The sequence below is a fragment of the Pseudomonas sp. Colony2 genome, assembly GCF_019382755.1.
Lineage (GTDB): Bacteria > Pseudomonadota > Gammaproteobacteria > Pseudomonadales > Pseudomonadaceae > Aquipseudomonas.
This window is the reverse complement of sequence record NZ_CP080030.1, coordinates 1,915,076-1,939,701: the sequence shown is the minus strand read 5'-3', so window position 1 is coordinate 1,939,701 and position 24,626 is coordinate 1,915,076. Positions and strand designations below refer to the sequence as shown.

Genomic DNA, 24,626 nt, shown 5'->3' with positions numbered 1-24,626 from the left:
GAGCGGGCTTGCTCGCGAAGGCGGTRGATCAGTCAGCATATTTAGCGACTGACACACCGCCTTCGCGAGCAAGCCCGCTCCCACATTGGACTCTTTGTGGCTGTTACACCTCGCTGGTCTGCGCCCTGCCGTGCACAGCCGCTTTCTTCGGCACTTCCTCCAGCAACGGAATTTCCTTGCCCTCGGCATCAAACAGCTTGCCGCCGCTGAAGTAATCCCCGTCCCGCAACGCCGCCACGTCCTGGAAGCACAGGCTGCGTTCCGTCCCGGCAACGAATACCGACTGCTGGTCCGAGTTGCCCGCGGTGAAGTGGTTGAACGCCAGGTTCAACAGGATCGCCATGATCGCCGACGAACTGATCCCCGAGTGGAAAATGGTCGCGAACCAGCTCGGGAAGTGATCGTAGAAACTCGGGGCCGCAATCGGGATCATGCCAAAACCGATGGAAGTGGCGACGATGATCAGGTTCATGTTGTTGCGGTAATCGACCTTGGACAAGGTCCGGATACCACTGGCAGCCACGGTGCCGAACAGCACGATCCCGGCCCCGCCCAGCACCGAAGTCGGCACTGCCGCAATCACCCGCCCCATGAACGGCAGCAGGCCGAGGATCACCAGGAATATCCCACCGGTGGCGACCACATAACGGCTCTTGACCCCGGTAACCGCCACCAGTCCGACGTTTTGTGCAAACGCGCTCTGGGTGAACGAGCCGAAGATCGGCGCAAACATGCTCGACAGCATATCCGCACGCAGGCCATTGCCGAGGCGCTTGGAGTCGACCTTGGTGTCGATGATTTCACCCACTGCCAGAATGTCCGCCGAGGTTTCCACCAGCGTCACCATCACCACGATGCACATGGAAATGATCGCCGCGAGATGGAAGGTTGGCATGCCGAAATGGAAGGGTGTGGGAAAGCCGAACATCGGGCCCTGGGTCACGCTGGAGAAGTCAGCCATGCCGAGGAACACCGCGATGACGGTGCCGATCACCATCGCCAGCAGGATCGACAGTCGCGAGATGGTCGCGCTGCCGATCTTGCTCAGCAGCAATACCAGCACCAGGGTCAGCGCCGCCAGGCCGATGTTCGGCATGCTGCCGAAATCTGCAGCGCGGCTGTTGCCGCCCATGGCCCAGCGGGCGGCGACGGGCATCAACGTCAGGCCGATGGTAGTGATCACAATCCCGGTAACCAGCGGCGGGAAGAATTTGGTGATTCGCGAGAACACCGGGGTGATCAGCAGGCCTATCAGGGAGGCGGCCATCACCGCCCCGAGAATCGCCGGGATGCCACCCGCACCGTCGCTGCCAACAATCGCCACCATGGTCGCCACCCCGGCAAAGGACACCCCTTGCACCAGCGGCAACTGGCAGCCGAAAAACGGCAGGCCCAGGGTTTGCAACAGCGTAGCCAGGCCTCCGGCAAACAGCGAGGCAGCGATCAGCAGGCCAATATCGGCCGGCGACAACCCGGCCGCCTGGCCGACGATCAACGGTACAGCCACGATGCCGCCGTACATGGTGAGCACATGCTGCAGGCCGTAAGCCATGTTGGCCGCGACGCCGAGATTCTCATCTTCTGGCCGCTGCGGTGACGCCTTCGGGATAGTCATGGTGAGGGGTTCTCTGTTTTTGTTGTGCACTCACTGTATGCAATAGAAAGATTGGATGTCCATAGAGTTGTATACAATCATTTTCACAAGAACACCCTGAACGCCGTTACAAAAATCCATTCAGCCGCCCTGCCCCGTGGCTCGAAGCGCTGCGCACAAGGACTTGAAAAAAATGCTCAACCGCAAGCTGCGCATCCACGCCCCGGCGATTTACTACTTCGACATGGTTCGCCGCTGCCACTCGATCCGCGAAGCCGCGCGCCGCCTGAACGTGGCGTCTTCGGCGGTGAACCGGCAGATCCTCAAGCTGGAAGACGAGGTGGGCGCGGCGCTGTTCGAGCGCCTACCCGGCGGCCTGCGCCTGACGGCGGCCGGGGAAATCCTGACCCGCCACGTGAGTTTCCTGTTGCAGGACGTGGAGCGCGTGCGCGGTGAACTGGATGGCTTGAACGGTGTGCAGACCGGCCACGTGGAAATCGCCACGGTGGAAGGCGCCACTGTGGAACTGCTGCCCGCCGCTCTCAAGCGCATGCGTGAGCGTTATCCGAAAGTGACTATTGGCGTCACGGTACAAGGTTCGCAATCGATTCCCGGTGCGGTGATCAACGGCCAGGCTGACCTGGGGCTGGCCTTTGCTTTACCGCGCAGCAGCGAAACCATCCAGGTGTGTGTCGGCCATTTTCGCCTGGGGGCGTTGATGGCACCGGGGCATCCGTTGGCCGGTGAAACCAGCGTGAGTTACGCGCGCTGCTGTGAACACGGGGTGATCCAGGCCAAGAGCGAGCTCTCGGTTCACCACCTGATCGCACCGCTGCACAAGCGTTCGGCGGCGACGAACAAGCCACTGCTGCACAGCAACTCGATGGAGCTGGCCCGGCAACTGGCGCGCCAGCAACTGGGCATCGCGTTCCAGACGCGCATTGGCGTGGAGGTAGATTTAGCCCGCGGCGAACTGCTGCACATTCCGCTCAGCGACCAGGGCGGGATCTTCAGCGACCTAGGCCTGTACGCCCGCAAAGACCGGGACTTGCCGATGGCGGTGCAAGCCATGGCCCATCTGCTCAGTGAAGAAATCAGTTTGCGCGAACATCAGGAAACACCCTGGGCGCCACGTATTTCCTGACTCTCAGGCCAATTTCAGTGCTGCCGTTTCGGCATCGGCCCAGGCGAGATTCTGTTCTTTGGAACCTACAACGGATGTGCCGATACTGCGCCCGGCGACCCTTGCGCGGTCGCCATGAGCCAAAACGCCAAAGGAATTAAAACAATGAAAAAGGCACTGCACGGCGCAACCGTATTACTCACCCTGTTCGGCGGCGGGGAGGCTGTCGCGCTGGAATGGATGAACAACAGCCTGGGATTTCGCTACGGCCAGCAGTTCACCAACCCGAACAACCCGGATGAATTCAGCAAGCGCATCTACAGCTTCACCCACGCCAGCGGCTACCAGTACGGCAGCAACTACCTGAACCTCGATGTGTTCCTGTCCGACAGCCGCGACCCACGCAAGGGCACCGACCACGGCGGCAGCGAAGTGTATGCGGTGTACCGGCACCAGCTGTACGCCTCACGGGTATTCGATGTGCCGCTGGGCACCGGGGTGATCAAGGATTACGCACTGACCTTCGGCTTTGATGCTAACCGCAACAACAACCTGGCGTCGGCGAAAAAACGCGCGCTGGTGATTGGCCCGACCTTGAAGTTCAACACCGTCGGCGTGCTGGACCTGAGCCTGATGTACTACAAGGAAAGAAACCATTCCGGCATCCCTGGCGCGAAAGACCCCGATCACACCTTCGACGATACCTACATGCTCAACCTGACCTGGATGCGGCCTTTCGAGATCGGCAACCACGGGGCGAAGTTTCAGGGGTTTATCAATCACGTCGGGGAAAAGGGCGAAGACTTCCATGGCCGCGACACCGCGCCGGAAACCCTGATGCGCACCGCGCTGATGGTGGCGGTGCGTCCGGGCAAAGGCGTCAAGCCCAATCTCTACCTGGGCGTCGGCTATGAGTATTGGCATAACAAGTTCGGCGTGGACGGCGGCCGGGGTAGCCGCACGTCAACGCCGACGGTGAACATGGAAGTGACGTTCTAGCGGGCGCGCACCAGGTCGGCATCGCCATCGTCGACCTTCGGTCGCGCCAGCCAGTAGCCCAACACGGCCAATGGCGCGGTCGCCAGCATCACGATCGCAGTGATCAACAGCGGCTGGTCGATCATCGACGACACGATCAGGCTCGCCAGGAAGCACAACCCCAACTGCAAGGTGTTCTGCAATGCCGCCGCCTTGCCGGAATTTTCCGCAAACGGCATCAGTGCATTCGCCACCACGATCGGGTAGCTGGCGCCATTGACCAGGGCCATCAGGCAGAACGGAATCAGCAAGGTGGCGAGCGTCGGCACGGTCAAGGTCGCGACGAGGTACAGCGCGACCATGCTGATGCAGTACGCCAGCAGCAGCCACGGCAACAAAGTCTTGCCCTGGAACCGCTGCAACGCACTGCGGCAACTGTAGCCACCGATCAGGAACGACAGCGTTGGCAATACGTAGCTCAAGCCGATGTCATTCGGGCTGTAGCCCATCCCGCCAAGGATGAACGGCGAGGCGGTAAGCCAGGCGAAGAAACTGGCCGAGCATGCGGCAAAGATCATCACGTTGCCGGTGAACACCCGCGACTTGAGCAATTGCCCATAGCCGAGTCGGGACGGTTCGCCGTCGGTTGTCAGGCGTTTCGGCAGCGGCCTGAGAAACAACGTAGGCAGCAGCAGGAGCAGCGAAACCACCAACAACACACCGAAGATCGCCTGCCAGCCCCAGTGATTCAGCATCAGCGCTCCCAGCAATGGCGCCAGGGCCGGAGACAGTGACATCAGCGGCATGATGCCGGCGAACACCCGATGGGCCTTGTCCGCCGGGTAGCGGTCAATCACCAGCGCCTGCCAGCTGACGGCGGCAGAGCACACGCCAATCGCCTGGACAAAACGCAAGGCCAACAGCTGCGGTGCGGTCTCGACCCAGAACATCCCCAGGCAGCCGAGCACAAACAGTGAAAGGCCCGTAAGCAGCACCGGCTTGCGTCCCAACCGGTCGGACAGCGGCCCCCACAGCAACTGCCCTACGGCAAAGCCGGCGAGGAAAATGCTCAGGCTCGCGCCCACCGCGCCGGGGGAAATCTGCAGTTGCTCGCCCATGGCGCCAAACGCCGGCAAGTACATATCCATGGCCAGATAGCCGAGCATGCTCAGCCCCGCCAGGTACCAGGTGAATCCAAAAGAATTTTTCATTGAAGCCTTGTATAACCTGCCATCAAACTATTTGCTGACTGGCGCCTATTATGAAGCTGAGCAAATCCCTGTGAAGCGATAATAATTGGAAACTCTTATCAATAATTTTGAAGGCAAACCCCATGTGGTCTGAATATTCCCTGGATGTGGTGGATGCAGTGGCCCGCCACGGCAGCTTCAGCGCCGCCGCCCAGGAACTGCACCGCGTGCCGTCAGCCATCAGCTACACCGTGCGGCAACTCGAAGAATGGCTGGCGGTGCCGCTGTTCGTCCGACGGCATCGGGATGTGGAGCTGACACCCGCGGGTAAATTGTTCATCGACGAAGCCCGCGGCGTCATGAAAAAAATGCTCGGCACCCGCCGGCTGTGCCAGCAAGTGGCAAATGGCTGGAGTGGCCAGTTGAAAGTCGCGGTGGATTCCATCGTTAAACAGCAGCGCTGCCGGCAGTTGGTACTGGATTTCTATCGGCAGTTCCCGGAGGTGGAATTGCTGTTGGATTACGAGGTGTACAACGGGGTGTGGGATGCCCTGGCCGATGACCGCACCGATATCGTGATCGGCGCCACCAGCGCGGTGCCGGTGGCCAGTCAATTCACATTTCGTGACATGGGCCTGCTGAACTGGCTGTGCGTGGTCAGCAGCCGGCATCCGCTGGCAGCGGTCGAAGGCCTGCTCAGCGATGACCAATTGCGGCCCTTCGCCTCCCTGTGCATGACCGACACCTCGCGCAACCTGCCCAAGCGCGACACCTGGACCCTGGATAACCAGCGTCGTTTGGTGGTGCCGCACTGGGCTTCGGCGATTGATTGCCTGCGGGATGGCTTGTGCGTCGGCATGGCACCGGCGCACCTGGTGCAGCCGTGGATCGAGCGCGGCGAGCTGAGCGCCCTGCAACTGTCCCGGCCCTTCCCTGCCAGCCCGTCGTGCGTGGCCTGGGCACAGAACAAACTGTCGCCGGCCATGGCCTGGTTGCTGGATTACCTGGGGGATACCGAGACCCTGAATCAGGAATGGCTGAACGGGGTGCAGGTGGGCTCCGGCTACCCCGTTTGACTGATCGTTCCCACGCTCTGCGTGGGAATGCAGCCAGTGACGCTCCGCGTCAGCCTCATCCGTGTTTAGTCCAGAAGCCGGGAAAGTGCGCGCACGATCATCTCCACTTCCTTGGCATCGATGGTCAGCGGCGGCAGCAGGCGGATGATCTTGCCCCGGGTGACGTTGATCAGCAGGCCATGCTCTTGCGCCGCACGGTGGGCCAGGTCGCGCTGAGGCGTTGCCAGTTCGATGCCGATCATCAGCCCTTGCCCGCGAATCGCCAGCACCTGGGGATGCTCGTTCAATTCCACCCGCAGGCGCGCCAGCAGCCGCTCACCCTGTTGCGCCGCGTTGTCCAGCAGGCCTTGTTCTTCGATGATCTCCAGCACCGTACAACCGACACGGCAGGCCAGCGGGTTGCCGCCGAAGGTGCTGCCGTGGCTGCCGGGGGTAAACAGTTGCGCAACAGCGGCCCGGGCCAGGCACGCGCCAATCGGCACACCGTTGCCGAGGCCTTTGGCCAGGGTCATCACGTCAGGCACGATGCCTTCATGCTGGAAGGCAAACCAGCGACCGGTGCGGCCGATCCCGGTCTGGATCTCATCGAGCATCAACAACCAGCCTTGCCGGCTGCAGTGCTCGCGCAAGGCTTTCAGATAGCCCGGCGGCGCGACTTGCACGCCGCTTTCGCCCTGGATCGGCTCAAGCAGCACCGCAACAATGCGCGGGCCAAACTCCCGGGTCACGGCCTCCAGCGCCTTCAAGTCACCGAAGCCGACCTTGATAAAGTCCCCCGGCAGTTTTTGAAATCCCAACCGCACGGAAGGCCCGTCGCTGGCGGACAGGGTGCCCAGGGTGCGCCCGTGAAAGGCATTCTCCATCACCACCACCAGCGGCTGTTCGATGCCCTTTTTCCAGCCATGCAGCCGGGCCAGCTTCAGCGCCGTTTCGTTGGCTTCGGCACCGGAGTTGTTGAAGAACGCCTGGTCCAGCCCGGAAAGCCGGGTGAGGCGCTGGGCCAGGCGCTGCTGCCAGTCGATGCTGTAGAGGTTGGAGGTGTGCAGCAGCAAACCGGCCTGCTCACTGATGGCCGCTACCAGCCGCGGGTGGGAATGACCGACGTTGGTCACCGCCACACCTGCCACCGCATCCAGGTATTCACGGCCCTGCTGGTCCCACAGGCGCGTGCCAAGGCCTCGGGTAAAGCTCAGGGGCGACGGTTGATAAGTGGTCATCAGGCAGGCGGCGGTCATGGCATCAGGCTCCAGTGCATCGTAGTGATGGCACCAGTATCGTTAGCCACCCGAGCTGGATAAACTGCACAACACTGCGATCACTTTAAACCAGGGCTTGATAATGGATCTGTTCCAGGCGATGACGGTGTACGTAAAAGTGGTGGAAGCCGGCAGCATGACGGCGGCAGCGCAGGCGTGCGGCATGTCCACCACCATGGTCGGCAATCACCTGCGCGCGCTGGAACAAAGGCTGGGGGTCAGCCTGCTCAAGCGCACCACGCGCAAGCAAAGCCTGACCGAGTTTGGCGGGATTTATTACCAGCGTTGCCTGGAGGTCCTGGGCCTGGTGGCCGACTCCGAGCAGATGGCCGAACAAGCCAACAGTGACGTGCCCAAGGGGCTGCTGCGGATCACCGCACCACCGGCCTTTGGCACCGAACGCCTGGCACCGGCGCTCAGCGAATTTTCCCAGCGCTACCCACAGATCAAGCTGTACGTGGTGCTGAGCAACCAGCGGATGGACATGGTCGACAGCGGCTTCGACGTGGCCATCCGCTTGGGCGACCTGGACGCGCCAAGCCTGATTGCCCGCCCCATGCAGGATTACACCATCACCCTCTGCGCCTCTGCGGAGTACCTGGCGCGCCGTGGCACACCTCAACGCCCCGACGATCTGCAGCAACATGACTGCCTGGCGTTCGCTTACCCGGCGACCGACGATTGGCGCAACGCCGACAAGTTGTGGCGAATGCGCGGTGCAGAGGGCGAAGTGGAAATTCCGGTTTCCGGCTCATTGACCATCAACAGTTCGCAGGCCTTGCGCCAGGCTGCCCTGGAAGGCATGGGCATCGTGATGCTACCTGACGCCCTGGTCGAGCCAGACCTGCGGGCCGGGAAACTGGTGGCATTACTGACGGACTACCAACTGCCCAGCCGGCCCATGCATTTGCTGTACGCCCAGGACCGCTATCGCCTGCCCAAGCTGCGGGCGTTCGTGGATTTCGTCATGGAGAAATGGGCGCGCTAGAGGCTCACCCCCAGCTCGATCAAGCGCTCCCGGGTCTGCGCGGCAGACACGTGGTGAATCCCCTGCCAACCCAGCGCAGTAGCCGCCTCGGTATTGCCGGCTACGTCGTCAATAAACACCACTTCACCCGGCTGGATATCCGGCAAATGGGCGCGCACCTGCGCCAGGCTGGCTTGGTAAATAGCAGGATCGGGCTTGATCAGCTTGATTTCGCCGGACACCACGATGTCGCGAAAATACTGCAGGAAGGGATAGTGGGCGCGGGCATAGGGAAAGGTCTCGGCGGACCAGTTGGTCAGGCCGAACAGCGGCATCTTCGCCTCATGCAACGCTTCGAGTATCGCCACGCCCTCCGGCAATGAACCACGCAGCATCTCGTGCCAGCGGTCGTAGTACGCCTGGATCATTGGTGCATGCTGCGGATGTTCGGCGATCAGCGCGCGGGTGCCCTCAGCCAGACTGCGCCCGGCGTCCTGCTCGGTGTTCCAGGCCTGGGTGCAGACGGTGTCCAGGAACCGTTGGCGCTCCCGGTCGTCGGTAATCAGCTGGCGGTAGAGATGGTGCGGGTTCCAGTCGAACAGGACACCGCCGAAATCAAAAACGACTGCACGAATCGTCATGTAGATCCTCCGTTAGCGTGGGTGTGATAACGGCCGCAGTCTGGCATGACGCGCACAAAAAAGCGGCCCCTGGAGGCCGCTTCTTCGTTACCGCAAGCGCTTAAGCCTGAATCAGGCCCTTGATCTTCACGGTCGGATTCACGTCAGCGTCGTAGTCCACGCCGTCGATCTCGAAACCGAACAGGCGCAGGAATTCCGCCTTGTAGCCGGCAAAATCGCTGATCTCGTTGACGTTGTCATCGGAGACCTGATTCCACAGGGCCGCTACCGCGTCCTGAACCTTAGGCTCAAGTTCCGCGAGGTCGGCGCGCAGGCGGCCGTCGGCGTCGAGCTTGGGCTCTTTGCCATACAGGCTGTCCTTGAACAGGCCGTAGACCTGCTCGATGCAACCTTCGTGGGTGCCCTGCTCTTTCATCACTTTAAACAGCAACGACAGGTACAGCGGCATGATCGGGATCGCCGAGCTGGCCTGGGTCACTACTGCCTTGAGTACCGACACACGGGCGTCGCCTTTCAGCGCCGCGAGGTTTTCGCGCAGGGTCAGGACTTTCTTGTCCAGGTCCTTCTTGGCTTCGCCGATGGAGCCGTTCCAGTAGATATCCTGGGTCAGCTTCTCGCCGAGGTAGGTGAACGCAGTGGTCTTGGCGCCTTCGGCCAACACGTCGGCGTCACGCAGGGCGTCGATCCACAGCTGCCAGTCTTCGCCGCCCATGACTTTCACGGTGCCGTCGATTTCTTCCTGGGTGGCCGGTTCGAGGGTGGTGTCGACCACGACGCCCTTGTCGGTGTTGATGCCGCGCAGGGTCACAGCCTTGCCGATCGGCTTCAGGGTGGAGTTGTGCACCACGCCTTGCGGGTCGGTACGGCGTGGCGCGGCCAGGCTGTAGACCACCAGGTCGATCTTGCCGAGGTCTTTCTTGATGGTTTCGATGGTCAGGCGCTTGATCTCGTCAGAGAACGCATCGCCGTTGATGCTCTTGGCGTACAGGCCTTTTTCCAGCGCAAACTTCTCGAAGGCGGCGCTGTTGTACCAGCCGGCAGAGCTGAGCTTGCCTTCTTCGCCTTCTTTCTCAAAAAACACGCCCAGGGTGTCGGCGCCGCAGCCAAAGGCAGCGCTGATGCGCGCGGCCAGGCCGTAGCCGGTGGAAGCCCCGAGGACCAGCACCTTTTTCGGGCCGCCTTCAATGGCACCGTGTTCGGTCACGTAGTCGATCTGCTCTTTGACATTCGCTTCACAGCCAACCGGGTGAGCGGTCACACAGATAAAGCCACGAACCCGCGGTTTGATGATCATAAAATTTCTGCCTCTTCCAAGGTGCCGAAGGCCAATGGTGGCCATTACAGCGTCAATCGTACGGGTCTATGACGCCCGGAAAACCGAAGCGTCACGATAGTCGCAAATCTTCTGTTCACAAAATGCTATCCGCAACACCGCCAGCCTGGCCATCCGCCGAGGCATTTTAGGGGGACAGCGGTAAAAATCTGTGCAGTGACTTCACAAATTTCCAGCATTTAAAACGCCACGTGAGGGCGATAACACCCTATCATGACCATATTATTTCGATATGTTTCGGCTCGGGCATGATGCCCACGGGTTGACTGACTCCTTTGCCTGGCCTGCCAGTCAACCGCGGACGGTTTTGAAGCAATCGAAAACCGTCTGATGGAGCCCAGTTTCATGAGTAAGAGTGTCATCCGCAAACGCCTGGCGTCCGCCGCATGGGTCCTTGGCGTCTTGCTGTTCATTTATTGCTTCCCCAAGACCACCCTGGTGTTTCTGATGCTGGTGGTGTTCTGCGGCCTGTACGATTTCCTGCGCAATGGCCTGTACGACGGCGCGACCATCAAGAAGTATTTCATCGGCAACGGCCGCAATACCTGGTTGCTGGCGCCGTTCAACACGCTGTTTGACCTGTTGAGCCAGCGCAATCGCCACGTTTATAAAATGAACGACCTGCCGCCCGCCTGGCGCGAAGACCTGCAAAAGGTGATCGACGACGCCATGGCCAACAAAGACGAGATCATCCAGTACCTGGATGAGCGCATGGCCGAGAAAAAACGCGGCATGCTGTTTTTCCAATGGTACGGCCGCCCGATCGAGACCACCCTGGATATCCCGCAACTGCGGGAAAAACTGCCCTACGTGAAAACCATCGGCGTGTCGGTATTCAACGAAAACCGTTCCACCTCGTTTCACTTCGGCCCGCTGCGCATGATGTTCCGCGTGCTCTACAACATGGCACCGGCGCCCCATCACGATGGCGTCTACATCCAGGTCGGCAAGCACAAACACTACTGGCACGATGATCCGCTGTTTATCTTCGATGACACGCTGATGCATGCCTCCTTCAACAAGAACGACGCCAAGCGCTACTGCCTGTTCATCGACATCGTGCGGCCAACCCTGGTGCCGTCGGTGCTCAACGGCCTGATCGCGGGCTTTGCCGGAGCAGTCTTTACCCTGCGTCGGTTTTTCTACAAAAACTGGAAGCTGATTCAGTAACTTCTGCGGCATGATGGTGCGCGACGGTGTTTGCGCTCGGCTCCAGTGCCGGGGAAAATGCCAGTCCAATGCGACCGAAAACGGCGCGCACTATCCTCAAGCCACTGGCCATGCATGGTCCGGTGGCTGTGCTTTCAGGGAATCAGAATGCCCCAAAGACAAGTCATCAATGCCTCCGTAAGCCCTAAAGGCAGCCTTGAAACGCTGTCGCAACGTGAAGTCCAGCAACTGAGCGAAGCCGGTACCGGCAGCATCTACACCCTCTTCCGTCAATGCGCCCTGGCCATCCTCAACACCGGCGCGCACATCGACAACGCCAAGACCATCCTCGACGCCTATAAAGATTTCGAAGTGCGCATCCACCAGCAGGACCGTGGCGTGCGCCTGGAACTGTTGAATGCACCGGCTGACGCGTTCGTCGATGGTGAAATGATCGCCAGTACCCGGGAGATGCTGTTCAGCGCCCTGCGTGACATCGTCTACACCGAAAACGAACTGGACAGCCAGCGCATCGACCTGAGCAGCTCCCAGGGCATCACCGACTACGTGTTCCACCTGCTGCGCAACGCCCGCACCCTGCGCCCGGGCGTCGAGCCGAAGATCGTGGTGTGCTGGGGCGGGCACTCGATCAATACCGAAGAATACAAATACACCAAGAAAGTCGGCCACGAACTCGGCCTGCGCAGCCTCGACGTGTGCACCGGCTGCGGCCCCGGCGTGATGAAAGGCCCGATGAAGGGCGCGACCATTTCCCACGCCAAGCAACGCATTACCGGCGGGCGCTACCTGGGCCTGACCGAACCGGGGATCATCGCCGCCGAGGCGCCGAACCCGATCGTCAATGAGCTGGTGATTTTGCCGGACATCGAAAAGCGCCTGGAAGCCTTCGTGCGCGTCGGCCACGGCATCATCATCTTCCCGGGCGGCGCCGGCACCGCCGAAGAGTTCCTGTACCTGCTGGGCATCCTGATGCACCCGGACAACCGCGACGTGCCGTTCCCGGTGATCCTCACCGGGCCGAAACACGCCGCGCCGTACCTGCAACAGTTGCACGCGTTCGTCGGCGCGACCCTGGGCGAAGCGGCCCAGGCTCATTACCAGATCATCATTGACGACCCGGCTGAGGTGGCCCGGCAGATGACCGTCGGCTTGAAAGCGGTCAAACAGTTCCGCCGCGAGCGCAACGACGCGTTCCACTTCAACTGGCTGCTGAAGATCGACGAGGGCTTCCAGCGCCCGTTCGACCCGACCCACGCCAACATGGCCAGCCTGCAACTGAGCCACGCGCTGCCGCCCCATGAACTGGCGGCCAACCTGCGCCGGGCGTTCTCGGGGATTGTGGCGGGCAACGTCAAGGACAAGGGCATCCGCCTGATCGAGCAGAACGGGCCGTATGAGATTCATGGCGACCCGGCGATCATGAAACCGCTGGATGAGTTGCTGAAGGCGTTCGTAGAGCAGCACCGGATGAAACTGCCAGGCGGCGCCGCCTACGTGCCGTGCTACCGCGTGGTGCAGTGAGTCAGCGCTGAACCGCTACGCACTTGATCTCCAGCAGCAAGCCTGGGTTGGCCAGTTCTGATACGCCAATGACCGTCCAGGCGCACAACCCGCGAGGGAACAGGCGGTTTTTCACTTCACGGAAAACCGCCATGTGCTCGCTCATGTTCACGTGGTAGGTGGTCATGTCGACCACGTCTTCAAACGTACAGCCCCCCTCCTCCAATACCAGGCGCAGGCTCTCCCAGGCGGCGACGAACTGTGCCTCGGGATCGGTGATGACTTCCAGGTGTTCCGTGCGGCCGACCTGCCCTGCGCAGTACAGGGTCTTGCCGACTTTTACGGCCGGGACGTAGCCGGCGCGCTCGACGATGGGGTGCATGGAAGTGGGGATGATGAGGTGGCGGTCGGTCATATGTTGTATCTCTTAAGGCTGGTTTCAGGCGTGTCGACGGGAAACGTTCGGACTATCGTTTTACCTGTTCCGACCCACCCACGCCAGATGAGTAACCTATGGACCAATGGATCTTGCCCTCCACTATTCCTTACCCTAAGGTAAGGAGTATCACGAGAGAGGCTTTCAACATGGCTACCGCCACACTCACTTCAAAAGGCCAAATAACCATTCCCGTTCAAGTCAGGGCCGCACTTGGGCTGAACACTGGCGACCGGGTCGAATTCGTCGAAATGGAAGAGGGCAAGTTTGCGATCATCGCGGCCAGCAAGACTGTGTTGGACCTCAAAGGGCTGATCCGCAAACCCGCCAAGCCCGTCAGCATCGAAGAAATGAACCTGGCCATCGCTGCACAGGGAGCCAAAGCACGATGATTGGACTGGATACCAATGTGCTGGTGCGTTACGTCACCCAGGATGATCCCGTCCAATCGCCAAAGGCATCCAGACTGATCGAGTCGCTCACCACTGCCTCGCCGGGTTTTGTCAGCCTGGTTTCAGTGGTGGAACTGGTGTGGGTCCTGCAGTCCAGTTACCAGTCAGCCAAGAGTGAAGTGGTTGCGGTCCTGGAGACGCTGCTGCGTACCCGCGAACTGACCGTAGAGCACGCCGACGTTATCTGGCAGGCACTCCGGCGATTTACAAGCACCAGGGCCGATTTCGCCGACTGCCTGATTGAACGCTGCGCCCACGCAGCAGGCTGTGAATATACGGCGACATTTGATGTCAGCGCGGCCAAGGCTACAGGTATGCGGCGGCTGACCTGAGGCGTCGCGTTGCAGAAGCGTCAAGGCTTTGGTAGAAAATGCCCTTACTGACTTTATCCAGAGACAAGACCAACGTGCGCACGCTTTTTCTCGCCGGCCTGGCATTAACGTCCCCATTGACCCTCGCCGAAGCCATCGCCTGGCCCGACCTGCCCGACACCTGCTTCGTCAGCGGTCGCTCCGCTACCAGTCAGGATGTGGACACCGGTTGTGCGGCGTTTCTGATCAATGTGAAGGGCAAGGCGGCAGGCACGCCGATCAAGCTGGATATCCCGCAGTACGCCATGCATGTCGACGAAGGCACCGGCAAGGAAACACCGGTGATCCTCATCCAGGCGGAAGAGAATGGCGATGTTAAAGCTGTAGGTTACAAGGAGCTTGGCACCGGCCAGTTGGGCGCGGCGCTGCTCAGGGAAGTTCGGCTTCTGGGTACGAAGAAGCCGATTTAAGCCATCGGAAAACGGTCAGCGAACCCAACCGCCGCCCTGCCAGTGATAGCCGTCGTTACGCTGCTCCCAATGCGGGTGAACATAACGATAACCTGGCCGTACCGGCTCCCAGTGGCCGTGAACCGCCACATAGCGCCCGCCTTCCCAACGCCAGTAGCCACGCGACCACAGGTAACCTGGCCGCCCTTCGGGCTCGACCTCGATGACCTGCACCGGCGGCGGTTGCGGCGCGACGACTTCTACATATTCACGCTGCACCGGTCGTCGATCATGCACGACCCGCTCCTCTACACACCCGGAAGCCGCGACGACCAAAGCCGCCAATGCCGCATAACGTAACAACATACAGAATCCTCGGGCGTGACCGCCCAGCGTTTATACCGGAAAAAAAAATGCCCCCTTGTTCCAGCCGCGCTCCTGCTTGGCCATAAGACTTTTTAACAGGTGCCAACTGTCAGCTTGCTGAACCCACGGGCAGACAGCAGGTAAAGAAAAACTGACCTTTTCAAGAGGCACAGACTGCGACCGGCTGTTTCAGTCGCACCAGAATCAGCCCGGCCACCACCACGGCGATCCCTGCATATGTCGACGCATGAATCTCATCGCCAAACATCAGTGCCGCCCACACCAGTGTCACGGGAGGCTCCAGGTACACCAATGTCGCCACATGGGTAGCCGTCATTACGCGCAACAACATCCACAGGCTCAGGTAAGCCACGAAGGTAGAGAACACCGTCAGCCAAACGATGGAGATCAATACGTCGGGGGTCCGCGGAATGCTCAGCGTATCGGTGTACAGCACCGCTGCAGCAAAGCCGATCAAGGTCAGCAACGACTGGATAAACAACGCCAGGCTCAGGCCGCCGGAGTCAGTGCGGGCCGCCCGCCGTTCGTACAGCGTGGCCACGGTCAGACCGAGTGCCGACACCAGGGGCAATGCATACATGACCCACCCGACTTCGGCCCCGCTGTTGCGGTATTGCCCGAAGATGACGATCGACACGCCGGCAAAACCGATCATCAACCCCAGCCACTGCCAGCCGCCGCTGCGTTCGGCGTGGCTACCCGATGACAGCGCCGCCGTCATCAATGGCTGCAGGGCCGCGATGATCGCCGCAATCCCCGGCGGCAAACCGTTCTGGATCGCCACGTAGACACAGGTCAAATAGAGAAACTGCGAGAGGAAACCCACCACCGCGTGATGGCGGATCTGTGCCCAGGAAACCTTCAGCAGCCGCACGTTCAAAAACAGCGCCAGGCACAACGACACCAGCAAGAAACGCCAGAACAGCACGTTGAACACGCCATCACTCCGGGTCGCCAGTTTCGCGCCGATAAACCCCGAACTCCACGACAGCACGAACACCGCCTGTAACAGCAACCGCCCCACGGTTGATCGCTTCATTGAGCCTCCGGTTCGCTTGATTGACCAAAAGGCTAAGTGCCGCGCATGATTCTGTATATTTGAATAATCTGTACCACTAATCCTTAAAAGTGGAATCATGGGCAAACAACTGAATATTGACCTGTTGCGCACTTTCCACGCGGTGGCCCGCTTCCAGCGATTCAACGAAGCGGCCAATCATGTGCACCGCAGTGCCTCGACGGTGACCACGCAGATCCAGAAGCTCGAAGACCAGGTCGGCCAACGCCTGTTCAGCCGCAGCAACCAGGGGGTTGAACTGACGATGTACGGCAAGAAACTCCTGGGCGAAACCACCGAATTCCTCAAGAGCCACGACCGCTTGCTGGCCTCCCTCACGCCGCAACGCATGCAGGGCAAGATTCGCCTGGGTTTGCCTGATTCCTACGCGCCAGACTTCATGCAGGAGTTCCTGCCCCGCCTGGTCGCCGACAACCCACTGCTGGAACTGGAGGTAGAGGCGCGCTCCAGTGGCGAACTGCTCACGCTGTTCGCCAGCAGGCAGTTGGACCTGGCCCTGATTGTCAGCGCCCAGCCGTTGGAACAAGGCGAGCGCCTGGGAGAAATCCAGCCGCTGTGGGTGGCCGCCGAACACTTCAGCTGCCCACCGCAGGCGCCGCTGCCGATTGCCGTGCAACTGACAGGTTGCCCTTATCGCGCTGCAGCGATTCGAGCGCTGAAGGAGCACGGCACTTACTATCGGGTGCTGCTGGAAAGCGCGAGTTCGCCCGCTGTTGAAGCGTGTATCCGCAGTGGCATGGCGGTGGGGTTGGTGGAAGAAAGCCGCATGGGTAAGGGATTGACGCGCCGGATTGCTGGAGCTGAACTGCCGCCGCTGCCGCTGCACCACCTGTACCTGCTTGGCGACAGCAGCAACCTGTTGGCACTGCATCTGTATGAGCAGGTCAAGGCCGGCTTCAGCGTCTAGGGCGGTCCGAAACGCAACAGCACCGCATCGACAAATCGCCGCAGCTTGGCGGTGCGCTGGCGATTCGCGGTGTAGAGCAAATGCATCTGCCGACTTGGCGCCTCATAGTCCGGCAGCACTCGCACCAACTCACCGCTCTTGAGGGCCGAGCGTAAGAAATCCTCAGGCCCCAGCACAATCCCGAAACCATCCCGCGCGGCCGACATCAAGGCCCGGCTTTCATTCACGTGCAGGCGGCTGGCAACCTGCGCCTTGTGCAGGACGGCGCCTTGGTAGAACGACCATTCGCGATCCGCCGGGCGTGACCAGTAGGCGTATCCCAGGCACTCGTGGTGTTCAAGGTCAGCGGGCGTCAGCGGCGTGCCGCGCTCGGCCAGGTATTTGGGTGCCGCACAGACCACCAGACGGTAGGGCTGCAGCGGCCGGGCGGTGAGGCTGCTGTTCGCCAGCGGGCCGATACGGAACGCCACTTCGTAGCCCTCCTCCAACAGGTCGACAAACCGGTCGGTCAGGTGCAGGTCGATTTCCACCTCGGGGTTGTCGCGTAAAAATTCGGTCACCAGTGGCATCAGGCTGTAGGAGCCAAAAGTCACTGGGGCGCTGATCTTGAGCTTGCCCCGTGGTGTGTCATTCATGATCTGGGCGAGGGAGTCTGCGGCCTCTGCCTCTGTCAGGATATGTTTGCAGCGCTCGTAGTACGCGCTTCCCAACTCCGTCAGGCTTTGCCGGCGTGTGGTGCGGTTGAGCAGGCGTGCGCCCAGCCGCCGCTCCAGCGCCGCCACATGCTTGGCTACCATCTGCGGCGACATTCCCAGGCGTTCGGCAGCACGGGCGTAGGACCCCAGTTCGGCAGCCATCACAAAGGCACTCATGCTTGAAAGGCGGTCCATCATTCACAACTCCCAGTAACAACACCAAGACCAGAACGGCCATTTATCCTCATCCAGTAGCCAATCATCATAACGTCTCTCTCAACTCAGGAGCACCGACATGAAAATTGGCATTATCGGAGCAGGCTTTATCGGACGCGCCGTTGCGCAGTTGGCGTTGGCGGCCGGCCATGAAGTGATGTTGAGCAACTCCCGCGGCCCGCAGTCGATGAGCAGCGTGCTGAGTGGCATTCGTGGGGTTCAAGTGGGTACTGCGCAAGACGCCGCGCAATTTGGCGAACTGGTCCTGCTGGCGATTCCGTTCGAACATTACCGCAGCGTGCCGGCGCAGTGGCTGGAAGGCAAAACCGTGATGGATGCCAACAACTACTACCCGAACCGCGACGGCCATATTCCCGTGCTCGACCGCTTTGAAACCACCACCAGCCGGTTGGTGGCCGAGCACCTGTCGCAATCAAATGTGGTGAAAGTGTTCAACGCTATCCTGGCGCCGGACCTGACCCAGGATGCTCGCAGCCGCGGCGCACCCGACCGGCGCGCGCTCCCGGTCGCGGCGGATGACCCGGCAGCCAAGGCGCAAGTCATCGCCCTGCTGGACGAGATCGGCTTCGACGCCGTAGATGCCGGTGGGCTGGATGAGAGCTGGCGGTTTGAACGCGCCAAGCCGGCGTACTGCATACCTCTGGATAAAGAGGGACTGAAGGCAGCGTTGGCAGCTGCAGAGCGGCAGGTCGAAGTACCCGCTCATTGGTGACACCTGCAAAAAAGCCCGCTGACCGTCACCGGTTCAGCGGGCTTTTTACGTTGCGCAGGCCCTGAATCAGGACCTCACCAACGTCTTACAGCGCGATGTCAGAAGCTGGCTTGCTCGGCTCAGCCGCAGGCTTTGCAGCCTCGGTGGCTTTCGGAGCAGTCAGCTGCGGAATCGCAGGTGGAGGCGTCAGCTGCAGAATGTTGGCGGTGTAGGCCCATTCTTTAGCCACAGCTTCAGGGCTGTCGTTCAGCTTGGTGCCGTAGCTAGGCACGATCTGGTGCAGCTTTTCCTGCCAGGCCGGGGAAGCAACCTGTTCCTTGAACACTTTCTGCAGCACGGTCAGCATGATCGGAGCCGCGGTGGACGCGCCTGGCGATGCACCCAACAGGCCGGCGATGGTGTTGTCGGCGGAGCTGACCACTTCGGTACCGAGTTTCAGGACGCCGCCCTGCTCTTCGTCACGCTTGATGATCTGCACACGCTGACCGGCTTGCCACAGGCGCCAGTCTTCTTTCTTGGCGTTCGGGAAGTACTCTTGCAGCGCCTTGAAGCGGTCGTCATCCGACAGCATCAGTTGGCCGGCGAGGTACTCGACCAGTGGGTATTCGCGGATACCGACTTTGGTCATTGGCCAGATGTTGTGGGTGGTAGTGCTGGTCAGCAGGTCCAGGTACGAGCCTTCTTTCAGGAACTTGGTCGAGAAGGTAGCGAATGGGCCAAACAGAATCACGCGCTTGCCATCCAGCACGCGGGTGTCCAGGTGCGGAACCGACATCGGCGGTGCGCCAACGGAAGCTTTACCGTAGGCCTTGGCCAGGTGCTGCTCGGCAATCGTTGGGTTATCGGTGACCAGGAACGAACCGCCAACAGGGAAGCCCGCGTATTCCTTGGCTTCAGGAATGCCCGACTTCTGCAGCAGGTGCAGTGCACCGCCGCCCGCGCCGATGAACACGAACTTGGCGTCGGTTTCCGTCTTGGTGCCGTCTTTCAGGTTCTTGTAGCTGACACGCCAGGTGCCATCGGCGTTCTTGGTGATGTCCTGCACTTCGCTCGACAATTTCAGGTCGAACTTCGGCGTAGTTTGCAGGTGAGCGACGAACTGGCGCGTGATCTCGCCGAAGTTCACGTCCGTACCGATCGGGGTCCAGGTGGCCGCGATTTTCTGGTTCGGGTCACGCCCTTCCATCATCAGCGGAACCCATTTGGCGATTTGCGCAGGGTCTTCGGAGTACTGCATGCCGGCGAACAGCGGGCTCGCTTGCAGCGCTTCGTAACGCTTCTTCAGGAACTTGATGTTGTCATCGCCCCACACGAAGCTCATGTGCGGAGTGGAGTTGATGAACGAACGCGGGTTCTTCAGGACGCCCTGCTGAACCTGCCAGGACCAGAACTGACGGGAGATCTGGAACGCTTCGTTGATCTCGACCGCTTTCGGGATCTCAACGTTGCCGTTCTTGTCTTCCGGGGTGTAGTTCAGCTCAGCCAAAGCCGAGTGACCGGTACCGGCGTTGTTCCAGCCGTTGGAGCTTTCTTCGGCCACGCCATCGAGGCGCTCGACCATCTCCATCGACCAATCCGGTTGCAGCTCATTGAGCCACACACCCAGGGTTGCACTCATGATGCCGCCGCCGATCAGCAGCACATCGACTTTCTTTGCCTCTTCCGCGTGAACGGAAGTGATCCCCATCGACAAAGCCAGCCCCAGCAGGGCAGTGTTTACTTTTTTAAACATCAGTAGCACCTATGATAAAACGCCATCCGCCCCACTGCCCCTGATCATGGGCAACCCTCAATCACGCTGCGCCAGGCAACGCACCGCGGGGTGTGCACATTCATTCGGGGACCGCAGGGTGGGCACACAAGGCCGACGTATCGACCTCACTTTTATGTCCCTTCTGCGCTGACTTCTTATCATTATTGGCTTCAGCTACCTGGGCGCCAGCCAACCACCGGGACGTATACGGGTGTACGTACTCGATAGAGGCTAGACCAAGATGGCGCGCAGAATATCACGCTCGGCGCCTTATATGGACTCAGCGGTCGGGCGGCCATCAGTTCGCCAGTTTTTAAGATCCGTCTCATGTGCCTCTAAATCACAGCATTGCACTATGGATTGGCTTACCTGACGGGTAGGCAGACAACCTTCCTTCTCTTAAAAGAGGCACTGCAATGCTGAACAAACTGAGCCAACTCACCCTCGCCTGCGGCGCTTGCTGGTTGCTGGCCGGCACCGCACAGGCGGCGGACGGGCAGATCGAATTCACCGGTTCCGTCACCGATAACGCCTGCACCATCACCACCGGCGACGTGAACAAGTCGGTGACCCTGGACCCGGTGCGCATCGCTGACTTCGCGCCTACCGTGGGTTCGGTGCTCACCGATAAAGCCAAGCCGTTTTCCATCAGCCTGGACAACTGCAGCACCGCGACCCGTAAAAACGTCGCGATCACCTTCAGCGGCCAGCAAGACGCCAGCGACCCGACATTGCTGGGCCTGACCGGTGAAAACCAGGTGCGCGGCATCGCGATCCAGATCACCGACTCCCGTAACGGCAACAAACTGCCACTGAACACGCCGACCGCCGATTACGACCTGCGTGCACAGTCCAACACCTTTGACTTCACCGCTGCCTACGTGCGCACCGTCGCCGACACCACCACCGGCGAAGGCGACGACGCGGTGACCACCTCCGGCATCAGCACCGGTCAGGTGCACGCGCTGGCCAGCTTCGACGTTACCTACAAGTAATTGCTCGTCAACACCGTGGGCCAGGCGTTCGCGCGCCGGCCCGCGGGCTTTCGGAGGTCCCCCTGTCATGCGTTTGAAAGTCTATCTTCTGCTCGCCCTGCTGCCGCTCTGGCACAGCGCCGCCAACGCCGCCGTCACCGTCGGCGCCACGCGACTGATCTACGACGGCGCTTCCAACGAAGCCAACCTGAACGTCAGCAACCGCGACGACACCTCGCCTTACCTCGTGCAGTCCTGGGTCAGCCACTTCGGCAGTGGCAACGAGGAAAGCGTCGATAACTTTATCGTCACGCCGCCGCTGTTCCGGCTGGATGCCGACAAGGAAAATATCCTGCGCATCATTTTTACCGGTGGCCCAGAAGTGCCCCAGGACCGCGAAAGCCTGTTCCTGATGAACGTCAAGGCAATCCCGGCCATGAGCGACGATCAAAAAGGCAAGAACGTGCTGCAGATCGCGCTCAAGACCACAATTAAATTGTTCTACCGCCCGGCCGGCCTCAAAGGTTCGCTCAAGGACGCGGTGGCGCAAGTGAACTGGAAGGCCCAAGCGGGTGCATTGGCCGTCAATAACGCCTCCAAGCTGCACGTGGTGGTCAGCGAACTGAAGCTCAACGGCCTGCCGATCACACAGGCGCCGGATGTGCTGCGCCCAGGCGAAGCGCGTGAGCTGCCGATCCAGGCAAAGGCCGGCGATGAAGTGCAACTGAGCTACATCGATGACTACGGCAGCATCGTGACCGCCCCCGTCATCCGCATTCACTGATACCCAAGCGACAACCCCGGAACGCCTTTTCAGGAACGACCATGCTCCGTTCATTCCCATTCATGCGCCGTTGCGCCGTGAAGGCTTTCGGCTGCCCGCTCGTGGCCGCCGCCGCCTTGCACCTGGCCCCCGCCCACGCCGGCTACGAGTTCGATGCGTCGTTTCTCGAAATCGGCGGCGGGCAGAGTTCGGCAGCCGTGAAACAGCAGGTCAGCGCCATGAGCGACGGCCAGCTGCCGGGGATTTACCGGGTGGATATCCAGCTCAACCAGCGTTCGATCGAACAGCGTGATGTGCGCTTCATCCGCGCCACCGGCACCCAGGAACGCTCGAGCACCGGCCTGTTCCCCTGCCTGGATGTCGAGTTCTTCCGCGCTCAGGGCGTGGCCGACACGGCCCTGCAAAACCGCACCGACGCCGACCCCACCTGCATTGCGTTCGATCAGGGCCTGGCCGGCGTGAGCTACGACTACGACTTCAACCGCCAGATCCTGTCGATTGAAATCCCCCAGGCCTACCTGGGCAGCATCGCGTTTGAAGTGCGCCGTCGGCAGTGGAGCAACGGCGAGCAAGTGGCGTTCACCAACTACAGCTTTACCGGCAGCACCGTAGAGTCCGACAGCGGCCGCCGCCAGGACCAGTTCGGCAGCCTGAGGAGCGGCGTGAATGCCGGGGCCTGGCGCCTGCGCAATTTTTCGACCTGGCAAAAAGGCAGCACCACGCCCGGGCGCTGGGAGTCACTGGAAACCTACGCCCAGCGCGACATGGGCAACATGATGGCGATCGCCACCCTGGGCGATTCCACCACCGAAGGCGACCTGTTTGACGCGATCCCCTATCGCGGGTTGGGCATCGCCTCTGATCTGGACATGCTGCCCGACCAGGCCCGCGAATTCGCCCCGGTGATTCGCGGCATTGCCAATGGCCGCTCGCGGGTGATCATCCGCCAGCGCGGCTATGTGATCCATGAGCAATGGGTGCCGTCGGGGCCGTTCGCCTTGACCGACCTGTACCCCACCGCCAGCAATGGCGACATCGAAGTCACCGTGGAAGGCCCGGACGGCCAGCGCCAGGTCTACACCCAGTCGTTCTCGTCGGTGCCCTACATGCTGCGCGAAGGCCAGCAAAGCTATTCGGTATTCGCCGGCCAATACCGCCCGGCGCAATCGTCCTTTGTGCAGCAAACCCCAACATTTATCCAGGCCTCCCTGCGACGCGGTTTGAGCGGCAGCACCACGCTGTTTGGCGGCAGCCTGCTGAGTGATCAATACAACGCCGGCCTGCTGGGTTTTGCCCACGACTTTGCCGGCTTTGGCGCGATCTCGGTGGACGTGACCCACGCCCGCAGCGACGCCGTGGGCCGGGAGAAAACCACGTCCAGCGGCCAGTCGTTTCGCTTTCGCTATTCCAAGTCCCTGGCGGCCACCGACACCAACTTCAGCCTGATCGGCTACCGCTACTCCACCGGCGGCTACTACTCGTTCAACGAAGCGCTGAACAGCCGCAGCACCGAGCAAACCCTGGACACGTACCGCAGCGGCCACATGAAAAGCAACTTCACCGCCAACGTGTCGCAGCAATTGGGCGGCTACGGCGGGGTCTATGCCAACGTGTCGAAAACCGCCTACTGGGACAAGAGCAAGGCCGACACCTCGATCCAATTGGGATACAGCGCGAGCGTCGGGGACATTTCCTACTCCCTTGGGCTGGGCCTGAACAAAGGCGCCAACAGCGACGACCGCAGCCTGTCCCTGAGCATCAGCATGCCCCTGGGCGGCACGCGCAGCCAGCGCGTTACGGCCAACATGAACCAGAGCGCGCGGGGCTCGGCATCACGCACCGCGACCCTGAGCGGCAACGCGTTCGAGGACGATACGCTGGCCTACAGCGCGGGTGTGTCGCAGCAAGTCAGCGGCGCGCAACGCCAGACCGGCGGCACCTTCGCCGCGCAATACGACGCGCCCAACGCGATTGTGCGCGGTGCCTATAACGAGACCACCGGCAGCCGCCAACTGGACATGGGCGTCGAAGGTTCGGTGGTGGCGTATGGCAGCAACCTGATGTTCAGCCAGCCATTGGGCGAAACCAATGTGATCGTCGCCACACCGGGCGCCGCCGACGTGGGCATCAGCAACAAGCGCGGTGTGCGCACCAACAGCAATGGCTACACCGTGGTGCCGCAGGCCCTGCCCTATCGCAAAAACCGCGTGTCGCTGGACACCCAGTCGATGCCGTCTGACGTCGACATCGCCGAGCCGGTGCAGGAAGTCACGCCAAACCGCGGCGCGTTTGTACTGGCCGACTTCGACACCCGGCGCGGCCAACGCATCCTGTTTCGCATCAGCGACCCCCTTGGCGAAGCAGCGCCGTTTGCCGCCCGCGCCGAATTGTTTGCCCCGGATGGCCGCGCCCTCGGCAACACCCTGGTGGCCGACAAAGGCCGCGCGTTCCTGACCGGCGTGCCGCCCGAGGCGCGGTTGTTGGTCAGCGTCGACGGCCAGCCGTGGTGCAGCCGTGAATTGAAGCTGGACGAAACAGCGCCTGCCGAAGGCGGGATTACCCAACTGAATATTCAATGTGAGCGCGCGGCCGGTGGGTCGGGTGCCAAGGATTCCTGACATGA

Annotated in this window: 24 protein-coding genes; 14 read left to right on the top strand and 10 right to left on the bottom strand. The window is 61.0% G+C overall.

What is annotated here, in order from left to right; genetic code table 11:
* Positions 1-103 precede the first annotated feature (103 nt).
* Positions 104-1,615: a nucleobase:cation symporter-2 family protein gene (locus JV201_RS08315; RefSeq protein WP_010176247.1), complete on the bottom strand. Its 1,512-nt coding sequence runs from the start codon at positions 1,613-1,615 to the stop codon at positions 104-106.
* A 172-nt stretch (positions 1,616-1,787) separates the two neighbouring features.
* Here JV201_RS08315 and JV201_RS08310 point away from each other — a divergent pair, with 172 nt between their 5' ends.
* Entirely contained in the window at positions 1,788-2,738 is a 951-nt protein-coding gene (locus JV201_RS08310) for a LysR family transcriptional regulator (protein ID WP_219406730.1), read from the top strand.
* A gap of 144 nt (positions 2,739-2,882) precedes the next feature.
* Entirely contained in the window at positions 2,883-3,716 is an 834-nt protein-coding gene (locus JV201_RS08305; RefSeq protein ID WP_219406729.1) for a nucleoside-binding protein, read from the top strand.
* On the opposite strand, the gene punC is transcribed toward JV201_RS08305, so the two are convergent.
* Positions 3,713-4,906 (bottom strand): purine nucleoside transporter PunC, encoded by a 1,194-nt coding sequence (punC, locus tag JV201_RS08300; protein WP_008437667.1) that lies wholly within the window; start codon positions 4,904-4,906, stop codon positions 3,713-3,715. The genes JV201_RS08305 and punC overlap by 4 nt on opposite strands.
* A gap of 122 nt (positions 4,907-5,028) precedes the next feature.
* Between punC and punR the strand changes: the two genes are divergently transcribed.
* The gene (gene punR / locus JV201_RS08295; protein ID WP_003218855.1) at positions 5,029-5,961 is read left to right on the top strand and encodes a DNA-binding transcriptional activator PunR; all 933 of its coding nucleotides are present in this window, start codon (positions 5,029-5,031) and stop codon (positions 5,959-5,961) included.
* Between the two features lie 65 nt (positions 5,962-6,026).
* Here punR and JV201_RS08290 read toward each other — a convergent pair whose 3' ends face one another.
* A complete protein-coding gene (locus JV201_RS08290; protein ID WP_177050886.1) occupies positions 6,027-7,196 on the bottom strand; it encodes an aspartate aminotransferase family protein in 1,170 nt (389 codons plus the stop codon).
* 103 nt (positions 7,197-7,299) lie between these two features.
* On the opposite strand from JV201_RS08290, the gene JV201_RS08285 reads away from it, so the two are divergent.
* Complete coding sequence (locus JV201_RS08285; protein WP_102368413.1) at positions 7,300-8,205, top strand: LysR family transcriptional regulator; 906 nt, start codon at positions 7,300-7,302, stop codon at positions 8,203-8,205.
* Here JV201_RS08285 and JV201_RS08280 read toward each other — a convergent pair.
* Together JV201_RS08280 and fabV are read right to left on the bottom strand one after the other, a co-directional pair.
* On the bottom strand, positions 8,202-8,825 hold the full coding sequence (locus JV201_RS08280; protein ID WP_177080479.1) for an HAD family phosphatase: 624 nt from the start codon (positions 8,823-8,825) through the stop codon (positions 8,202-8,204). The two genes, JV201_RS08285 and JV201_RS08280, sit on opposite strands and share 4 nt — an antisense overlap.
* Positions 8,826-8,925: 100 nt before the next feature.
* Complete coding sequence (gene fabV, locus JV201_RS08275; protein WP_003218863.1) at positions 8,926-10,119, bottom strand: enoyl-ACP reductase FabV; 1,194 nt, start codon at positions 10,117-10,119, stop codon at positions 8,926-8,928.
* A 384-nt stretch (positions 10,120-10,503) separates the two neighbouring features.
* On the opposite strand from fabV, the gene JV201_RS08270 reads away from it, so the two are divergent.
* Positions 10,504-11,328, top strand: coding sequence for an aspartyl/asparaginyl beta-hydroxylase domain-containing protein (locus tag JV201_RS08270; protein ID WP_003218865.1), 825 nt, complete (start codon positions 10,504-10,506; stop codon positions 11,326-11,328).
* Between the two features lie 147 nt (positions 11,329-11,475).
* Complete coding sequence (gene ppnN / locus JV201_RS08265) at positions 11,476-12,849, top strand: nucleotide 5'-monophosphate nucleosidase PpnN (protein ID WP_003218868.1); 1,374 nt, start codon at positions 11,476-11,478, stop codon at positions 12,847-12,849.
* A gap of 1 nt (position 12,850) precedes the next feature.
* Here ppnN and JV201_RS08260 read toward each other — a convergent pair whose 3' ends face one another.
* On the bottom strand, positions 12,851-13,243 hold the full coding sequence (locus tag JV201_RS08260) for a RidA family protein (protein WP_003218870.1): 393 nt from the start codon (positions 13,241-13,243) through the stop codon (positions 12,851-12,853).
* Positions 13,244-13,341: 98 nt separating this feature from the next.
* Between JV201_RS08260 and JV201_RS08255 the strand changes: the two genes are divergently transcribed.
* From JV201_RS08255 to JV201_RS08245, 3 genes are all read left to right on the top strand, one after another.
* The gene (locus JV201_RS08255) at positions 13,342-13,656 is read left to right on the top strand and encodes an AbrB/MazE/SpoVT family DNA-binding domain-containing protein (protein ID WP_003218872.1); all 315 of its coding nucleotides are present in this window, start codon (positions 13,342-13,344) and stop codon (positions 13,654-13,656) included.
* Positions 13,653-14,048 (top strand): PIN domain-containing protein, encoded by a 396-nt coding sequence (locus JV201_RS08250; RefSeq protein WP_003218874.1) that lies wholly within the window; start codon positions 13,653-13,655, stop codon positions 14,046-14,048. Before JV201_RS08255 ends, JV201_RS08250 begins: the two co-directional genes overlap by 4 nt.
* Before the next feature lie 74 nt (positions 14,049-14,122).
* On the top strand, positions 14,123-14,497 hold the full coding sequence (locus JV201_RS08245) for a hypothetical protein (protein ID WP_032899669.1): 375 nt from the start codon (positions 14,123-14,125) through the stop codon (positions 14,495-14,497).
* A 15-nt stretch (positions 14,498-14,512) separates the two neighbouring features.
* Here JV201_RS08245 and JV201_RS08240 read toward each other — a convergent pair whose 3' ends face one another.
* Entirely contained in the window at positions 14,513-14,842 is a 330-nt protein-coding gene (locus JV201_RS08240) for a YXWGXW repeat-containing protein (protein ID WP_023659079.1), read from the bottom strand.
* A 160-nt stretch (positions 14,843-15,002) separates the two neighbouring features.
* Positions 15,003-15,902 (bottom strand): DMT family transporter, encoded by a 900-nt coding sequence (locus tag JV201_RS08235; protein ID WP_102605622.1) that lies wholly within the window; start codon positions 15,900-15,902, stop codon positions 15,003-15,005.
* A 97-nt stretch (positions 15,903-15,999) separates the two neighbouring features.
* Here JV201_RS08235 and JV201_RS08230 point away from each other — a divergent pair, with 97 nt between their 5' ends.
* Positions 16,000-16,848: a LysR substrate-binding domain-containing protein gene (locus tag JV201_RS08230; protein ID WP_219406728.1), complete on the top strand. Its 849-nt coding sequence runs from the start codon at positions 16,000-16,002 to the stop codon at positions 16,846-16,848.
* Here JV201_RS08230 and JV201_RS08225 read toward each other — a convergent pair.
* Positions 16,845-17,741 carry a LysR family transcriptional regulator gene (locus tag JV201_RS08225; RefSeq protein WP_219406727.1) on the bottom strand — a complete coding sequence of 299 codons (897 nt, stop codon included), beginning with the start codon at positions 17,739-17,741 and terminating at the stop codon, positions 16,845-16,847. The two genes, JV201_RS08230 and JV201_RS08225, sit on opposite strands and share 4 nt — an antisense overlap.
* A 97-nt stretch (positions 17,742-17,838) precedes the next feature.
* Here JV201_RS08225 and JV201_RS08220 point away from each other — a divergent pair, with 97 nt between their 5' ends.
* The gene (locus JV201_RS08220; RefSeq protein WP_008437644.1) at positions 17,839-18,492 is read left to right on the top strand and encodes an NADPH-dependent F420 reductase; all 654 of its coding nucleotides are present in this window, start codon (positions 17,839-17,841) and stop codon (positions 18,490-18,492) included.
* Positions 18,493-18,577: 85 nt separating this feature from the next.
* Here the strand turns inward: JV201_RS08220 and mqo are convergent, their stop codons facing one another.
* Positions 18,578-20,224: a malate dehydrogenase (quinone) gene (mqo, locus tag JV201_RS08215; RefSeq protein WP_177036279.1), complete on the bottom strand. Its 1,647-nt coding sequence runs from the start codon at positions 20,222-20,224 to the stop codon at positions 18,578-18,580.
* 437 nt (positions 20,225-20,661) lie between these two features.
* Here mqo and JV201_RS08210 point away from each other — a divergent pair, with 437 nt between their 5' ends.
* From JV201_RS08210 to JV201_RS08200, 3 genes are all read left to right on the top strand, one after another.
* Positions 20,662-21,240, top strand: a complete 579-nt coding sequence (locus tag JV201_RS08210; protein WP_003218890.1) for a fimbrial protein — start codon at positions 20,662-20,664, stop codon at positions 21,238-21,240.
* Positions 21,241-21,307: 67 nt separating this feature from the next.
* Complete coding sequence (locus JV201_RS08205) at positions 21,308-22,003, top strand: molecular chaperone (protein WP_219406726.1); 696 nt, start codon at positions 21,308-21,310, stop codon at positions 22,001-22,003.
* A gap of 41 nt (positions 22,004-22,044) precedes the next feature.
* Positions 22,045-24,621, top strand: coding sequence for a fimbria/pilus outer membrane usher protein (locus JV201_RS08200; RefSeq protein WP_219406725.1), 2,577 nt, complete (start codon positions 22,045-22,047; stop codon positions 24,619-24,621).
* The last annotated feature ends 5 nt before the right edge of the window (positions 24,622-24,626 follow it).

Excerpts from the sequence above, each read along its gene's own strand:
- JV201_RS08310 (WP_219406730.1), top strand. The coding sequence starts at position 1,788 with ATGCTCAACCGCAAGCTGCGCATCCACGCCCCGGCGATTTACTACTTC.
- fabV (WP_003218863.1), bottom strand. The coding sequence starts at position 10,119 with ATGATCATCAAACCGCGGGTTCGTGGCTTTATCTGTGTGACCGCTCAC.
- JV201_RS08280 (WP_177080479.1), bottom strand. The coding sequence starts at position 8,825 with ATGACGATTCGTGCAGTCGTTTTTGATTTCGGCGGTGTCCTGTTCGAC.
- punR (WP_003218855.1), top strand. The coding sequence starts at position 5,029 with ATGTGGTCTGAATATTCCCTGGATGTGGTGGATGCAGTGGCCCGCCAC.
- JV201_RS08270 (WP_003218865.1), top strand. The coding sequence starts at position 10,504 with ATGAGTAAGAGTGTCATCCGCAAACGCCTGGCGTCCGCCGCATGGGTC.
- JV201_RS08210 (WP_003218890.1), top strand. The coding sequence starts at position 20,662 with ATGCTGAACAAACTGAGCCAACTCACCCTCGCCTGCGGCGCTTGCTGG.
- JV201_RS08205 (WP_219406726.1), top strand. The coding sequence starts at position 21,308 with ATGCGTTTGAAAGTCTATCTTCTGCTCGCCCTGCTGCCGCTCTGGCAC.
- ppnN (WP_003218868.1), top strand. The coding sequence starts at position 11,476 with ATGCCCCAAAGACAAGTCATCAATGCCTCCGTAAGCCCTAAAGGCAGC.
- mqo (WP_177036279.1), bottom strand. The coding sequence starts at position 20,224 with ATGTTTAAAAAAGTAAACACTGCCCTGCTGGGGCTGGCTTTGTCGATG.
- JV201_RS08255 (WP_003218872.1), top strand. The coding sequence starts at position 13,342 with ATGGACCAATGGATCTTGCCCTCCACTATTCCTTACCCTAAGGTAAGG.
- JV201_RS08260 (WP_003218870.1), bottom strand. The coding sequence starts at position 13,243 with ATGACCGACCGCCACCTCATCATCCCCACTTCCATGCACCCCATCGTC.
- JV201_RS08230 (WP_219406728.1), top strand. The coding sequence starts at position 16,000 with ATGGGCAAACAACTGAATATTGACCTGTTGCGCACTTTCCACGCGGTG.
- JV201_RS08220 (WP_008437644.1), top strand. The coding sequence starts at position 17,839 with ATGAAAATTGGCATTATCGGAGCAGGCTTTATCGGACGCGCCGTTGCG.
- JV201_RS08250 (WP_003218874.1), top strand. The coding sequence starts at position 13,653 with ATGATTGGACTGGATACCAATGTGCTGGTGCGTTACGTCACCCAGGAT.
- JV201_RS08285 (WP_102368413.1), top strand. The coding sequence starts at position 7,300 with ATGGATCTGTTCCAGGCGATGACGGTGTACGTAAAAGTGGTGGAAGCC.
- JV201_RS08235 (WP_102605622.1), bottom strand. The coding sequence starts at position 15,902 with ATGAAGCGATCAACCGTGGGGCGGTTGCTGTTACAGGCGGTGTTCGTG.
- punC (WP_008437667.1), bottom strand. The coding sequence starts at position 4,906 with ATGAAAAATTCTTTTGGATTCACCTGGTACCTGGCGGGGCTGAGCATG.
- JV201_RS08305 (WP_219406729.1), top strand. The coding sequence starts at position 2,883 with ATGAAAAAGGCACTGCACGGCGCAACCGTATTACTCACCCTGTTCGGC.
- JV201_RS08200 (WP_219406725.1), top strand. The coding sequence starts at position 22,045 with ATGCTCCGTTCATTCCCATTCATGCGCCGTTGCGCCGTGAAGGCTTTC.
- JV201_RS08240 (WP_023659079.1), bottom strand. The coding sequence starts at position 14,842 with ATGTTGTTACGTTATGCGGCATTGGCGGCTTTGGTCGTCGCGGCTTCC.
- JV201_RS08290 (WP_177050886.1), bottom strand. The coding sequence starts at position 7,196 with ATGACCGCCGCCTGCCTGATGACCACTTATCAACCGTCGCCCCTGAGC.
- JV201_RS08225 (WP_219406727.1), bottom strand. The coding sequence starts at position 17,741 with ATGATGGACCGCCTTTCAAGCATGAGTGCCTTTGTGATGGCTGCCGAA.
- JV201_RS08315 (WP_010176247.1), bottom strand. The coding sequence starts at position 1,615 with ATGACTATCCCGAAGGCGTCACCGCAGCGGCCAGAAGATGAGAATCTC.